Genomic DNA, 13,745 nt, shown 5'->3' with positions numbered 1-13,745 from the left:
AAATTAGAAATGATCTTTTTAGCGTACTCTATTCTTCTAAAGCTGGCTAAAACATTGAAACCAGAGACTTTGAAGTACTCAATTGGCTATCAAGTGATGGCAAAATAATCAACTAGCAATTCGGGTAAAAATACTACAAATTTGCTCATAGTAACTTAATGGTAAAATCTCACAATCATTATAAATTTTCAGAAAATATTTGTTTTTATTTCTATTGTTAAAAATATAAAATAGAGTATAAAAAAGCAGTAACCAACGGTTACTGCTTTTTATTTATTCATCTTAAATTGTAAATAAAGGTCATTATAAACGCCTGTCCAATAAGGGCTGAGGTTGGTATAGGCTTCGTCATCTTTGATGACTGCTTCATCTGGATAAAATGCCTTGTCAGAGCTGACATCTTTTGGCAGGAGTGCTTTAGCCTTAAGATTGGGAGTTGAATAGCCCACCCAGTCGGCATTGCTCGCTGCGTTTTCAGGACGCTGCATAAAATTGATAAAAGCATAGGCTGCTTTGACATTTTTCGCTGTCTTTGGAATGGCCAGATTGTCGTACCAAATGTTGGTTTTTTCAGGGATAATGTAGTGGAGATGCTGATTTGCTGAGGTCATCTCTGCTGCTTGCCCGGAGTAAACAACTGCCATCGGAGTCTCGTTATTGACCATATAATTCATGACTTCATCACCCAATATTGCTTTGACATTCGGTGTCAATTGAAGCAAACGATTGTAGGCTTGGTTGATTTGCGATTGGTTGGTCGAATTAACAGAGAAACCTTGCTCAATCAGACCCATTCCCATCACATCGCGTGTATCATCGGTCAGGATAATACTATTTTTATACTTTTTATCCCATAAATCAGAAAATTTCACAGGCGGTTGTTGAATGTATTTATCATTATAGACAATCCCCAAAGTTCCCCAAAAATATGGAACGGAATACTGATTTCCTTTGTCAAATGACGGGTTGAGGAGTTTTGGTTCGTCATCTGACAGACCTTTAATTTTCGAATGGTCAAGTTTTTGCAAAAGGCCTTCATTTGCCATTTTTTGAATCATATAATCTGAAGGAACGACGATGTCATAAGCGGTTCCACCTTGTTTAACCTTGGCATACATGGCTTCATTGGAATCAAAGGTCATGTAATTCACGTGGTAGCCCGTCTCTTTTTCAAAGGCTGTAATCAGATCAGGGTTGATGTATTCTCCCCAGTTAAAGATTGTGAGCGTATTTTGATCTGTTTTTACGCCCCCTTTTGATGCCATTTTAAGCGAGGTAAATCCTAAAATGGCAGTAATTGCAATTATTCCGATAAGGAAATAAAGTAATTTTTTCATTTATATCCTTCCAATTTTTTTGTAAGCTGTCAGTACTGACAGAATTTCAAGTCAGGTTTGACGCTTTTCCAACGGTTTCAGAGTCTTTCATGATGAAGTAATATCCAACAACTAAAAGCACTGAAAACAGGAAGACAACCGTTGATAAGGCATTGATTTCAAGGGAAATTCCTGCTCTGGCACGACTATAAATCTCAACAGAGAGGGTCGTGAAATCATTTCCTGTTACAAAGAAAGTGACTGCAAAATCATCTAGGCTGTAAGTAAATGCCATGAAAAAGCCGGCAATAATCCCTGGTGATAAATAAGGAAGCACCACTTCTTTCAAGGTTTGAATTCGACTCGCACCCAAATCATAAGCTGCATCAATCAATGATTTGTCCATTTCATGATACAAAGGCATAATCATGACAACCACAATCGGAATTGAAAAGGCAATATGACTCAATAAAACAGAAACAAAGCCAAGTTGCATGCCAATGACCGTAAATAAAATCAAAAAACTGGCACCTATGACAACATCTGGCGAAACCATCAAGACATTGTTCAATCCAAGCAAGGTGCCACGGCCTTTTTGGCTGACTTTCTCAATAAACATGGCACCGATTGTGCCGATGATTGTGGCAATTAAAGAACTCAAAAAGGCAAGGAAGAAAGTCTGAACGACAATCAAAATCAATCGGCTGTCCGCAAATAAATCTTTATAATTTTGGAGGGTAAAGCCAGTAAACTTGCTCATGTCTCCACCAGCGTTGAAGGAATAAAAGATAAGGTAAAAAATCGGTGCATACAGGACAAGAAGGACGAAAGCAAGATAGAGTTTGCCAAATTTATAATTTTTCTTCATCTTATGCTCCTTTCTTTTCTCTGGTCAATCCCATGACAACTAGCATGGCAACAACGAGGACAATGGCAATCGTTGAGCCCATTCCCCAATTTTGTGTGATTAGGAAATGTTCTTCGACCGCAGTCCCAAGCGTAATGACTTTATTACCACCGATGAGACGCGTCAACATGAAGAGGGAGAGACTGGGAATGAAAACGGCTTGAACGCCTGCTCTGACACCGTTTAAAGAGAGTGGCCAAACCACTTGAGAAAAGGCTTGCCATTTGCTGGCACCTAAATCAGAAGCGGCAGCAACCAAGTTGTCATCAAGATCTTCCAGCGCATTGAAAATGGGCATGATCATAAAGGGAATGGAGATATAGGCAGCTACAAAAATAAAACTGGCGTCAGTAAAGAGCAACTGGGTGCATCCAAGTCCTACGAATTGCAAGAATTCATTGGCCGTGCCGTATTTCCCAAAAATTCCGATAAATGCATATGCTTTAAGCAATAGATTGACCCACGTAGGCAAAATAATCAACATTAACCACAGTTGTTTGCGTTTAAGTTTGGTCAAAACAAAAGCTGCAGGATAAGAAATGAGCAAGGTTGCAATGGTGATAATGAGTGCATAAAGCACAGAATTCCAAGTCATCATCAAGTAAGTGGTGCTTGTAAAATAAGTCGCATAATTATCAAATGTAAAATGACCACTAATATCAAAGAAACTCTTGTAAAAAAGCATCGCCAATGGAATGATGACAAACAAGCCAATCCATAGCAAGTAAGGGAGCGAATAAAGACGTTTGATCATTGATGTCCTCCATTTGTTGCATGAATTTCTTCATCGTCAATCGCTTCATGCAGGTTCTCAAGTGTGTCTCCATCCGAATCAATGGCATCTTGCACGACCTCATGAACCGCTTCTTGAAGTGTTTCTTGGAATTCAGCTTCTTCTTCAGCAATAACATTTGACAGCCCAATGGTTTGTTCATCTTCTTCAACAAATTCTTCAATTCGGGCATCGAATTCTTCTTCCGTTTCATTGAGACGCATGATGTGAATGGCTTCAGGTTCAAAATCAAGCCCAACGGTTTCGCCAACTAAGGCTTTATGGGTCGAATGAATGAGCCATTCGTTGTTAAATTCATCATAAGCCACAATTTCGTAATGGACACCACGGAAAAGCTGAGTGTCCACTTTCACATTGAATTTTCCTTCATTTGGACGGGTAAAGACGATGTCTTCAGGTCTAATAACGACTTCAATGGCTTCATTTTTTCGCATTCCGCCATCGACCGCTTCAAATTGTTGACCGTTGAATTCAACCAAATAGTCTTTGATCATTCGTCCACTCAAAATATTAGATTCCCCAATAAAGTCCGCAACAAAATGGTTAATTGGTTCATCATAAATATCTGTTGGCGTGCCTGATTGAACGATTTCGCCATTGTTCATGATGAAAATCCAATCGGACATGGCAAGGGCTTCTTCTTGGTCATGTGTGACAAAAATAAACGTAATTCCTAAAGACTGTTGCAATTCACGGAGTTCGTATTGCATGTCCTTTCTTAATTTCATATCCAAAGCTGACAAAGATTCGTCTAATAATAATACTTTGGGACGGTCAATAATGGCACGCGCAATGGCAACACGTTGCTTTTGTCCGCCTGATAATTTAGCAATGGCACGATTTTCATAACCTGAAAGACGTACCATATCAAGCGCTTCAAGCACACGACTTTTGATCTCTTTCTTGTTGACTCCCTTGATTTTTAAAGCGAAAGCAACATTATCAAAAACATTCATGTTAGGAAACAGGGCGTAAGATTGAAAAATGGTATGCACATCGCGTTTGTTGGAGGGTAAGTCATTGATTCGTTTTCCGTCCAAGATGACGTCGCCTTCCGTCGCGTCTAGCATACCAGCGATAATGTTTAATATCGTTGATTTACCAGAACCTGACGCACCAAGTAAGGTGTAAAATTTCCCTTCCTCAATCTCAAAACTCACGTGATTTAAGACAACGGTGTTGTTGTCAAAGTAGGTTTTGGAAACGTCTTTAAATTCGATAATATTTTTTGTCATTAATCAAATCGTCCTTTTCTATGTAAAATGATCAAGAAAACAATAAAAAACCAGATGTCAAACACCTGGTTACATTCAATATCGTATTTTTCCCCGCTTAAAAAAGCAGATGAGTTTGAGTTCCGATTCATGTCATGAGTGCAGAAGAACTTTTAATACTCTTATTGATGCGCGCAAGCGTGTTTTCTTGGGTGAGAAGTTAAATACTTCTCATAGTTGAATGATCAACTAATCAATAAGGCAACGAAAGTCGCCAATTCGGCTTTTGACCCGGCTGTCCGTCTGGCCTTAGCTCATAGAGCGGTCAAATCTTCTGCTAAAACACAGAATAAAACTATTATAACTTAAATGAAAATAAAAATCAAGTCCATTTCATTTTCGTAGAAAAACAGACTTATTCTGCTTCTCCAATCACGCGTACTTCTGGCTCAAGCGTAATGCCTGAGCTTGCTTCTACTGCTTCGATGACATAGGCAATCAATGCTTCATAGTCTTTTGCTGATCCATGATTGACATTGACCATAAAACCGGCGTGTTTTTGCGAAACTTCAACGCCACCAATGCGATGTCCTTGAGCACCTGCTTCTTGGATCAGTTGGCCTGCAAAATGTCCAGCAGGTCGCTTAAAGACAGAACCACAACTTGGATACTCGAGCGGTTGCTTGCTGGCACGCAGATTATTGAGCTTCAGCATTTCATTTTTGATTTGACGTGGATCGCCACTGGTCAATTCGAATTTGGCTGATACAACGATGAGTTGATTGTCACGAATGCTTGATTTGCGGTAACCAAAAACCAGTTGGTCTCTTGTCAGTACTGACAGATTACCCGCTTGGTCAATGACTTTACAGCTGGCAATCACTTGTGAGATTTCGCCGCCGTATGCACCTGCATTCATGAAAACAGCACCACCGACAGAACCTGGAATACCACAGGCAAATTCAAAGCCAGTCAGTGCATGCGCTTGAGCGATATTTGACACCTCAATCAATGGCGCGCCGGCTTGCGCTTCAATGGTATAGCCTGCAATTCTGATGGCGTTCATTTTTTCAAGTAAGACGACAAGGCCACGAATTCCACCATCTCGAACAATCAAATTTGAGGCATTGCCAAGAACGGTGACCGGAATACTTTCCTTTCTTGCCACGTCAAGCACTTCTGTCAGCGCTGACGTGGTGTGCGGAAAGGCAAGAATATCTGCGGCACCTCCGACTTTGGTAAATGTATAATGTGAAAGTTGCTCATCAAATAAAACTTCTAAATCTACAATTTTTTCAAAACTTTTTTTGTCTAACATATTTTTCCTTCATCAAAAGATTGATTGATGTATTCATTATAACATTTTTTTAGCCCAGAAGTGAATTGGACTTCATCAATTCCAATGACAAAAAGCACACCAAATGATGTGCTTGATTGTTAATTGCTGACAAAATAAACGGTATTAGAGGGCAGAGGGATATTGCTGTCCCAATCTCCTGTCATTCCTGTGCCTACGATGTTATTCCAAGACACATTAAAATTGCCTGTGTCTGTCAAATCGCCGAGCACCAATGGTGTACCAGGCATGGCAGGTGATGCATAATGATAACCTGAGAGAATGTTGACATTTCCTGTGGGAACGTTGATGTCGTTGACACTGGCCGAAACCGTATCGCCGTTGTGTTCAACATTGACCTCGGCACCATACAAGTAAGGGGCGGTAAAGGTCTGATTGGTTGAGGCTCCAATCGGCTCACCGTAGGCATAATAAACCAAGACGCCCGAATTTGCATAATAAGAAATGGTCAGTGGGACATTTGTTGCGGTCAAACCTTGACTCGCAATCGCCCAATCCGTATAAATGTGATGGTCTGTGCCTACATTTTCAGTCAAAATGGCAACTTTGCCACTGTAATTCAGCCCACCTGTTGCGTGGTCGTCCTTTTGCAGCGCCAATGATACTTCGTTGCCGATATGGCTGTTGTCCCAAAGCTCAATCTTCGACTCATAGCCTGTCCCTGTTCCAGCAAGTGAAACATTGGCTGAGAGTGTCGTTGTGGGTTGTCCTAAGGTGGTCAAATCAACGGTTTCACCCGTATCAGCGGTGACAGTTTTTATTCCACTTGAATTGAGTTTTGGTCCATAGTAAGCATACCAGCCAATCGTCTGTGACATATAACCCGCAGGCATCGCCGTTTCAAGCGAATAATAATGATTGGCTACGCCATTGAATGAACGATAGACTGGCGTTGCACCGTTGTCAGTTGCTGCGGCAGAATAGAGATTGGATGTATTAAACTCGGTATATCCTAAAGCAGTCAAGCGTGCGCGTTCAGTATCCGCATTGTCTGTGGTGTACATGTGAATGGCTTGAGCAGAATTATACCAGTTATGGACTTGCAGTCCTGTCGTTGGTGCATAGGCGATGATTTGCATATTGCTGTAACCCTGATTGGCGACTAGATTTCGTGCTGTATCATAAACAGTAGTCAAATAGTGGTCGTTTCCTCTGGCTAGGCAATAAACAGGAACTGTATTTTCAGGTGTATCAGCGTGGACAAGCATGGGACTTGACATGAAAGCAAGACCTGTCAACGCTGACAAACAGATGAGCGACTTTTTAAGCATTTCTCCTCCTCTTAAAAAATAAAGAAAGGTAGATTGCTCGACATTTCTTTATTGGATTTTTTTGTTTAATTATTGAAATTGTACAGTATCACCGTAAGGGGTTGCTGTTGACCAGTTTCCAGAGAATCCAGCAACTTTACCACCGATTGTGATGGTTGGAGTTGCTTGACCTACAGATGTATTTGTTGTTCCACCATTGGGATAAATAGCACTGGTTTGTGCATTTTGAATGCTGCCATTTTCTTTGACTTGTGTATTGGCAAATGTGGCATTGAAAACATCGCCATTGACATCGCCGACAGCTTGAACGCGTGCATAAACAGTTGTATTGGCAAGACCTGCATTAGTTACTTGACCCACTTTAGTACCATTGACATATGCTGTTACTGTTCCGTTACTTGTTACAGTCAACAGAACTTTATAGCTTGTCCCTGTTTGAGCAGCTCCTGTATGTGTATATGTATTACCAGCTTCTGTGGCTGCTGACGAAATGTTTTCAATCAAAAATGAAGGTTTTCCTGTATAAGGTGCAGCACCGTGTGCATCGTATTGAATACCAAATGAAACGGCTGCCGTTGCTGTATTAAAGCTTACTTTGGCATGGAAACCTTGACCTGAACCTGATATTGTCATGTTTGTTTGAATGGCTGTAGGTGCAGAAATGTTTGAAATATCAGCTGAACCCATTGTTGGCGTTGTTGTAGTAGTAGGTGTGGTTGTAGATGTTGTGCTTGAAGATGAACTTGAAGTTCCATTACTAATCAACTGACCAACGTTCGGACCACCAAAGCCATACCAAGCAATGCTTTGGTTTCCGTAACCAGCTGGTAATGCTGAGTTTACTGAATAATAGTGATTGCCACTTGAATTAAATGACACATATACTGGAACTGAATCTGTAGGATCAGTGCTATTTATTGATTTATTAACATTAAATAGCATTGGAGTCACAACTTTATATCCAAGCGACTTTAATTGTGTTGTTTTAGCATTATCAACAAACCATTGTTGACCTGTAGTATCTAAATAATAAAAGTGCATTGCTTTATTAGCATTATACCAGCTATCAACTTGTGTATCTGCTAATCCCGCAGCTTCACCAGTATAGAATGCAATCTTTTCAGAATTGTATCCACGAGATGCAACTAATGTATCGGCATAATTTTTATCTGTTGTTAAATAATGGTCGTTTCCTTTAGCAACGGAATAAACAGGCTTAGTCGTCAAACCTTTTGCATTTGGCTGAGAATAATCGTAAATTGGCAAAGAGCTATCCGTTGGAAGTGTAGAATATTGCGTCATTGTAAAACCACCAGGAGTAACATAAGAGCCTACGACACTTCTTCCATTTGACCAATCTGAAGGCAACTGGTGGAAAGTATCAGCATAAGCATGACCTCCAACTAATGCAGTTGCTGCAAGAACAGTCGCAGAGGCTAGAAATAAGGTTGTACGTTTCATAAAGATTCTCCCAAGAATCAAAATATTTCCCAAGGGTACCGATTAAGCTTTGGATAAGCTTTGGATAAGCCAATTATACTCTTTTTATTACAGTTTTTCAACTTTAAATCATCTATAAATTACATTATTTATCGTTTTTTGGGGAATAAAAAACCCGTCAGAACTGACAGGTTGTCTTTTTAAAGCAAATCTAATGTTTTGAGTTGGTTATCGATTTGTTGAAGTACTTTGTCTAAATCTGCTGGATTGTTGACAAAGTCAATATGGTCGCCGTCGATGCGTAATTTAGGAGAGACGTCGTATTTTTCGTACCATTCAGGGTATTCGCCGTGAACTTGGTTGTAGTATTCTTTGAGGCCAGGTTGGCTTTCGATTTGTTCAAAGGAGCGACCACGTTGTGCAATGCGTGAAAGCATGGTATCAAATGAAACATCGATATAAACAAGCAAATCAGGGCGTTTTTTAGGCATGCCTTCGAGTTCTTCGAGCATGTTTGCCAGCAAATCTTTATAAATGTCAAGTTCTGTTTTTGTGACATTGCCGTTTTTATAGTTCAATGTCAAAAACAATTCATCTTCAAAAATAGAGCGGTCAAGCACGTTATTGTCTTGACGGTAAGCCATTTTGATAGATTCAAACCGTTTATTTAAAAAGTAAATCTGAAGCAAGAAAGCATATTTTTTCGGGTCTTCATAATAAAGGTCAAGAACGGGGTTATTGTCCACCGCTTCATAAAAAACTTCTGTTCCTAAATGTTCGCCCAAAGCCTTTGCTAGACTTGACTTTCCTGCACCTATAGTACCTGCTAATACGATCAAAATTGTATTTTCCTCCTCTAAATTGACTCATAAAAAGTCAATCCCTACGCTAATAAATTCGTAATAAAACCATATTTTATTGTGACCAAAAAAAGCCACAACTTCTTAATTATACCCTATTTTTCAAAATTTTCAACAAAAAATTCTCTGACTTGTGATGAAAAATAAAGGGATCCTGTGATGAGAAAGACCTCATCTGCTTTTAATGACTTTCTCACTTCCCTGATTTTTTGCTTCCAATCTGTCGCACGTTCCAGTCCTTTTTCGTCCCAAGCCGCAAAATCAGCTAAATCAAGCGCTTTTGGATGATCAAAAGTAGTCAAAATAACGTGAGCATCAGGTACTGAATGGAGCATTTCAAGCATCTGCTCGATGTCTTTCGTCGTGATTGCAGAAAATAAAATGGTCAGTTTTTTTCCTGTCAGCTCTGACGAAATATTTTCAAGCAAGCGTTTCATGGCATGGACGTTATGCGCCCCATCAAGCAAAGTCAAAGGTGCTGTCGCTAGTTCTTCCATTCGTGCTGGCCAGCTGGTTGACCGCAATCCCTTTCGGATAGCTGCTTCGGTCAGTTCAAAGCCAATTTGCTCGGCATAAACAAGTGCGAGCTCAATAGCTGTCGCTGCGTTTTCAATCTGATGAAGACCACGAAGTGATTTTTCCAAATGATCAAACGAATGTTCAGCGTTTTTAAAGTTAAAACGTTCATTTTCCAAAAGTTCAATCTGATACTGGCTACCGAAAGTATACTGTTTTGCCTGATGTTTTGTGGCGGTGTCAGCAATGACAGCCATTGCCTCCGGGCCTACATTTCCAACCACGACAGGAACGCCGTCTTTGATAATGCCAGCTTTTTGAGCCGCAATCTCAGCCAAAGTTTTACCTAAGATGTCAATATGGTCAAGTCCAATGGTCGTAATGCCGCAGACCTTTGGAAGAATGACATTGGTGGAGTCCAATAAACCGCCCAAGCCCACTTCGATGACTGCCAAATCAACCTGCTCATCCGCAAAATATTTAAAGCCCATTGCAGTGATGATTTCAAATTCTGTTATGCCGGTCAATTCTGGATTAGCGTCGATTTGATCGACCAATGGTTTTATTAAATTGACATAAAAAATCAGCTTTTCATCAGGCATTGGCTTGCCATTGATGGCCATGCGTTCGCCAAAACTTTCGATAAATGGGCTCGTGAAACTCGCCACTTTTTTCAGTCCAGCCGACATGAAAATAGACCGAACAAATGCGACAGTAGAGCCTTTTCCATTAGTTCCTGCCACATGAATCATGGCCAATTCTTTTTCTGGACGTCCTAGTAAATCAAGAAGCGCATTGACCCGCGAAAGTCCGGGGCGAATATTAAATTTTAAACGGGAATGAACCCATTCGAGTGCTTCTTCACTGGTTACAACAGTCATTTTTTTCCTTCTTCTATACTGCACTAACTTATTTAAGGTTAGTCTAATAATAATACAAAATAGTCTTTAAATTCATCTGGCGCATCTTCAACCGTCAATAATTGATATGGCAATTCAGCTGTACTTGGAGCTTTTCTGTCCAAATCAAGTAAGTAACGAAAATCGATATGCTGGTGCGCTTTTTCATTTTTTACCGCATTAAAAGGGATGTCAATCAGATTGACATCGACCAGTCGATTTCCATGCGCAAAAAAACCAGTTTCTTCATGAAATTCACGACATGCCGCTTCAAGCGGTTGTTCGTCCAATTCGACATGACCTGCTGGTAAAAGCCACTCTTTCTGATAAGGATGCTCAATGAAGAAAAAGCGATTGTCAGAGCTGACAAGTCCACTTGCAGACAACTGTAAGTCGGGATTGCTTTTTCCTCGGAGCTGAGCAGGAAAAGTGGATAAGATTTGATTGATCTGAAGGTATTTTTCTTGATTGATTGTACCTTCTAAGACTTCCATCTCTTTAATTAAATCTTGATTTTTCATTTTTTAAACTCGCTTATAGGTTTTGTAGGCATCAATCATACGTTTGGTGGCACTGGCATCGTGAACGCGCAAGACTCGACCACCATCCGCAATCATTTGAGCTTCTAGCATCAAGTTTCCAATCATGCGTTCTTCTTCTGAGAGACCAAAATCTTGACTCAAGAAACGCTTGTGCGAAATGGCAATCATGACTGGCATGCCCAAACGAGCTAAAATTTCTGTGGTTTTCGCTCGTTCTAAACTGTCAGAACCACGTTCTTTGCTATAAAATCCGACACCTGGATCAGTACAAATGTTTTCATTTGAAAGACCAAGTGCTAAAAGTTCATCTTTTTTGTAGCTAAAATATTGAGTCAGTTCTTCTGCCAAATCTTCACGATATACATTCGGTTGGCGGCCGTTGTTCATAACGACCACTGCGGGTTTGTATGCGGAAAGCAGGCTTAATTTTTCGGGACGGTCAAAACCATCGATGTCATTGATGATGTCCGCTCCTGCGTCAAGTACCCGCTCCATAACATCAGCTTCATCAGTATCAATCGCGATGACTGCCTCAGGAAAGCTTTGCTTCAAGGCTCTAAGCGGTTGCTCTAGTCGTTTCCATTCTGCTTCTGGGCTGATGTCCTCGTAGCCTGGACGTGATGATTTACCGCCAAGCTCAAGCACATGGCTTCCCGCTTCAAGTTGAGCTTCTGCTTTTTTCAAAAAGTGATGAAGCTCCAAATTTTCTTGTGCGCCATCGTGAAAGGAATCTGGCGTTACATTCATGATGGTATAAACAATCGGATCTGTCGTCAAATCAAATTCAAAATTTTGACCTTTAAAAATGATGTGTTGGGCCTTCAAAATATCAGCCAAACGGGCTTTTTCCTGAGGATTTCCCCAACGATTGACCCAATCCGTCAACTCAAAGCTATCAAAAAAGACAAGCAAACGACTGGGACTAAGCAATGTTTTTCTTGCCTGACGATAAAAGCGGTGCAATAAAAAGGCCCGTTCGTCAGCAGTTAAGTCATCAAAAAGGACTGGGATGTGTCCTAATGAGTGTTGTTCTTGATTTAATGCTTCTATTTTCATTTTTCACCTCATTTTCAAAAATTAAAAAGAAATCAATTTTCGATTTTAACCAGCGCTTGTTCAGAATCTTGTAATTTTTGCTGGGCATTTTGCAGCTGCTTTAAGGCATAAAAATCCGCATCAACCACATCCAAAAGCGGCACTAAAACAAACAAGCGATTGAAAACCTCAGCGTGTGGGATTGTTAGCTTGTCGTCATTGCGTTGCTCCTCATCGAAAAATAAAATGTCTATGTCAATCGTGCGAGGTCCCCAATGAATCAAACGCACGCGATTGAGTTTTTGTTCAACCTGATGAATCAAGTCAAGTAAAGCGTCCGCAGATAAATCCGTGCTGATTTTTGCAGCAAGATTAATAAAATCATCTTGCACAACCCCACCGACAGGCGATGTCTCATAAAAGGCTGATTGCTTCATCAGCATCACGTGACCTGTTTCTGTCAGTGCTGACAGCGCCCTATTGAGATAGTGCATCCGATCGCCCATGTTGCTTCCCATACTCAAATAAACCGTGTGTTTCATTGCTTACCCCTTCATGACAACTTCAGCCGAATCAAAAATTCCGTCAATCGGCACCGCAAGTTTACGCAAATGCACTTCAACAGATGCAATACGAAGGTCACAGGCTTTGACTTTCTCAATGATTTGATAAGCCAAGGTCTCAATCAAATCAGCTCTCGATTGGTCAATGATTAGCTTGGTTTGCTCATAAAAATCAACATAGCTAAGCGTGTCTTCTAATTTGTCTTGACCCGAAAAATCAAAATTAGTTTCAACACACAAGTCGATTTCCAAATTTTGCCCGACGACTTTTTCTTCAGGCATCACGCCAATATGCGCTTTAAATTTCATGCCATTTAATTTAATTTGGTACATAAAAACTCCTTCATCTTGTCAGTAACATTTTTATGATAGAAAAAGCTATGAAGCCTCATAGCTTTAAATATACTTTTCAATGGCTTGCCATGCTTGATCAAGCCCTGTTTTATCAAATGATGAAAAGATGATGAAATCATCTGTACTATCAAATTTGAGTGCTTTTCTGATGATTGATTCTTGACGGTTCCATTTGCCACGTGGCACTTTGTCAGCCTTTGTCGCTACTAAAATAACTGGGATATGGTAATATTTCAAAAACTCATACATCATGCAGTCATCTTCGCTTGGTTCGTGACGAATATCAACCAAACTTACAACAGCACGTAAGTTTTCTCTTGTGGTCAAATATTCTTCAATCATTTTCCCCCATTTTTCACGTTCGCTTTTTGAAACGCGAGCGTAGCCATAACCTGGAACGTCCACAAAATGAGCAGTCTCGTCAATATTATAAAAATTGAGCAACTGAGTTTTCCCAGGATTAGCAGAGGTTCTTGCAAAATTTTTACGATTGAGCAAGGTATTGATGAAACTTGATTTTCCTACATTTGATCGTCCCGCTAGGGCGATTTCAGGAAGATCTGATTCAGGATATTGTTTACTTGAAGGCGCCGAAACGGTCAATTTAAGATTATTCAAATTCATAATCTTAATTATACCACACCACAAGTGGCTTGTAAATTTCTCAAGATAGGTAAA

14 protein-coding genes and 1 pseudogene are annotated in these 13,745 nt (G+C 40.2%); 1 reads left to right on the top strand and 14 read right to left on the bottom strand.

Translation table 11 applies throughout. The features are described 5' to 3' along the window. Positions 1 to 108, top strand: a pseudogene (locus tag GHI45_RS08940) (IS982 family transposase); the annotation flags it as partial. A 161-nt stretch (positions 109 to 269) separates the two neighbouring features. On the opposite strand, the gene GHI45_RS08935 reads toward GHI45_RS08940, so the two are convergent. From GHI45_RS08935 to yihA, 14 genes are all read right to left on the bottom strand, one after another. After that, on the bottom strand, positions 270 to 1,337 hold the full coding sequence (locus GHI45_RS08935) for an ABC transporter substrate-binding protein (RefSeq protein ID WP_147780340.1): 1,068 nt from the start codon (positions 1,335 to 1,337) through the stop codon (positions 270 to 272). A gap of 46 nt (positions 1,338 to 1,383) precedes the next feature. Continuing rightward, the gene (locus tag GHI45_RS08930) at positions 1,384 to 2,184 is read right to left on the bottom strand and encodes an ABC transporter permease (protein ID WP_147780341.1); all 801 of its coding nucleotides are present in this window, start codon (positions 2,182 to 2,184) and stop codon (positions 1,384 to 1,386) included. Between the two features lies 1 nt (position 2,185). Beyond that, positions 2,186 to 2,977 (bottom strand): ABC transporter permease, encoded by a 792-nt coding sequence (locus GHI45_RS08925; protein ID WP_147780342.1) that lies wholly within the window; start codon positions 2,975 to 2,977, stop codon positions 2,186 to 2,188. Next, entirely contained in the window at positions 2,974 to 4,251 is a 1,278-nt protein-coding gene (locus GHI45_RS08920) for an ABC transporter ATP-binding protein (protein WP_147780343.1), read from the bottom strand. Before GHI45_RS08920 ends, GHI45_RS08925 begins: the two co-directional genes overlap by 4 nt. 394 nt (positions 4,252 to 4,645) lie before the next feature. Further along, positions 4,646 to 5,548 (bottom strand): UDP-N-acetylmuramate dehydrogenase, encoded by a 903-nt coding sequence (gene murB / locus GHI45_RS08915; RefSeq protein WP_147780344.1) that lies wholly within the window; start codon positions 5,546 to 5,548, stop codon positions 4,646 to 4,648. 119 nt (positions 5,549 to 5,667) lie between these two features. Further along, positions 5,668 to 6,858 carry a hypothetical protein gene (locus tag GHI45_RS08910; RefSeq protein WP_147780345.1) on the bottom strand — a complete coding sequence of 397 codons (1,191 nt, stop codon included), beginning with the start codon at positions 6,856 to 6,858 and terminating at the stop codon, positions 5,668 to 5,670. 69 nt (positions 6,859 to 6,927) lie between these two features. After that, positions 6,928 to 8,319: a hypothetical protein gene (locus GHI45_RS08905; protein ID WP_147780346.1), complete on the bottom strand. Its 1,392-nt coding sequence runs from the start codon at positions 8,317 to 8,319 to the stop codon at positions 6,928 to 6,930. Between the two features lie 179 nt (positions 8,320 to 8,498). Next, complete coding sequence (locus GHI45_RS08900; RefSeq protein WP_147780347.1) at positions 8,499 to 9,140, bottom strand: deoxynucleoside kinase; 642 nt, start codon at positions 9,138 to 9,140, stop codon at positions 8,499 to 8,501. Between the two features lie 113 nt (positions 9,141 to 9,253). Further along, entirely contained in the window at positions 9,254 to 10,555 is a 1,302-nt protein-coding gene (locus GHI45_RS08895) for a folylpolyglutamate synthase/dihydrofolate synthase family protein (RefSeq protein WP_147780348.1), read from the bottom strand. Positions 10,556 to 10,593: 38 nt separating this feature from the next. Further along, positions 10,594 to 11,094: an NUDIX domain-containing protein gene (locus GHI45_RS08890; protein ID WP_147780349.1), complete on the bottom strand. Its 501-nt coding sequence runs from the start codon at positions 11,092 to 11,094 to the stop codon at positions 10,594 to 10,596. A 3-nt stretch (positions 11,095 to 11,097) separates the two neighbouring features. After that, complete coding sequence (folP, locus tag GHI45_RS08885; protein ID WP_147780350.1) at positions 11,098 to 12,171, bottom strand: dihydropteroate synthase; 1,074 nt, start codon at positions 12,169 to 12,171, stop codon at positions 11,098 to 11,100. Positions 12,172 to 12,203: 32 nt separating this feature from the next. Next, positions 12,204 to 12,692, bottom strand: coding sequence for a 2-amino-4-hydroxy-6-hydroxymethyldihydropteridine diphosphokinase (gene folK / locus GHI45_RS08880; RefSeq protein WP_147780351.1), 489 nt, complete (start codon positions 12,690 to 12,692; stop codon positions 12,204 to 12,206). A 3-nt stretch (positions 12,693 to 12,695) separates the two neighbouring features. Continuing rightward, complete coding sequence (gene folB / locus GHI45_RS08875; RefSeq protein ID WP_147780352.1) at positions 12,696 to 13,046, bottom strand: dihydroneopterin aldolase; 351 nt, start codon at positions 13,044 to 13,046, stop codon at positions 12,696 to 12,698. Positions 13,047 to 13,109: 63 nt separating this feature from the next. Then, positions 13,110 to 13,691 (bottom strand): ribosome biogenesis GTP-binding protein YihA/YsxC, encoded by a 582-nt coding sequence (yihA, locus tag GHI45_RS08870; protein WP_147780353.1) that lies wholly within the window; start codon positions 13,689 to 13,691, stop codon positions 13,110 to 13,112. Between the last annotated feature and the right edge of the window lie 54 nt (positions 13,692 to 13,745).

The sequence above is a fragment of the Lactococcus sp. dk101 genome (assembly GCF_009601055.1).
Taxonomy (GTDB): Bacteria; Bacillota; Bacilli; order Lactobacillales; family Streptococcaceae; genus Lactococcus.
The sequence above is the reverse complement of the archived record's forward strand: the minus strand, read 5'-3'. Positions and strand labels throughout refer to the sequence as shown.

What these genes read in the sequence shown, in the direction of transcription:
- GHI45_RS08935 (WP_147780340.1), bottom strand. Translation starts at nt 1,337, where the DNA reads ATGAAAAAATTACTTTATTTCCTTATCGGAATAATTGCAATTACTGCC.
- GHI45_RS08930 (WP_147780341.1), bottom strand. Translation starts at nt 2,184, where the DNA reads ATGAAGAAAAATTATAAATTTGGCAAACTCTATCTTGCTTTCGTCCTT.
- GHI45_RS08925 (WP_147780342.1), bottom strand. Translation starts at nt 2,977, where the DNA reads ATGATCAAACGTCTTTATTCGCTCCCTTACTTGCTATGGATTGGCTTG.
- GHI45_RS08920 (WP_147780343.1), bottom strand. Translation starts at nt 4,251, where the DNA reads ATGACAAAAAATATTATCGAATTTAAAGACGTTTCCAAAACCTACTTT.
- murB (WP_147780344.1), bottom strand. Translation starts at nt 5,548, where the DNA reads ATGTTAGACAAAAAAAGTTTTGAAAAAATTGTAGATTTAGAAGTTTTA.
- GHI45_RS08910 (WP_147780345.1), bottom strand. Translation starts at nt 6,858, where the DNA reads ATGCTTAAAAAGTCGCTCATCTGTTTGTCAGCGTTGACAGGTCTTGCT.
- GHI45_RS08905 (WP_147780346.1), bottom strand. Translation starts at nt 8,319, where the DNA reads ATGAAACGTACAACCTTATTTCTAGCCTCTGCGACTGTTCTTGCAGCA.
- GHI45_RS08895 (WP_147780348.1), bottom strand. Translation starts at nt 10,555, where the DNA reads ATGACTGTTGTAACCAGTGAAGAAGCACTCGAATGGGTTCATTCCCGT.
- GHI45_RS08890 (WP_147780349.1), bottom strand. Translation starts at nt 11,094, where the DNA reads ATGAAAAATCAAGATTTAATTAAAGAGATGGAAGTCTTAGAAGGTACA.
- folP (WP_147780350.1), bottom strand. Translation starts at nt 12,171, where the DNA reads ATGAAAATAGAAGCATTAAATCAAGAACAACACTCATTAGGACACATC.
- folK (WP_147780351.1), bottom strand. Translation starts at nt 12,692, where the DNA reads ATGAAACACACGGTTTATTTGAGTATGGGAAGCAACATGGGCGATCGG.
- folB (WP_147780352.1), bottom strand. Translation starts at nt 13,046, where the DNA reads ATGTACCAAATTAAATTAAATGGCATGAAATTTAAAGCGCATATTGGC.
- yihA (WP_147780353.1), bottom strand. Translation starts at nt 13,691, where the DNA reads ATGAATTTGAATAATCTTAAATTGACCGTTTCGGCGCCTTCAAGTAAA.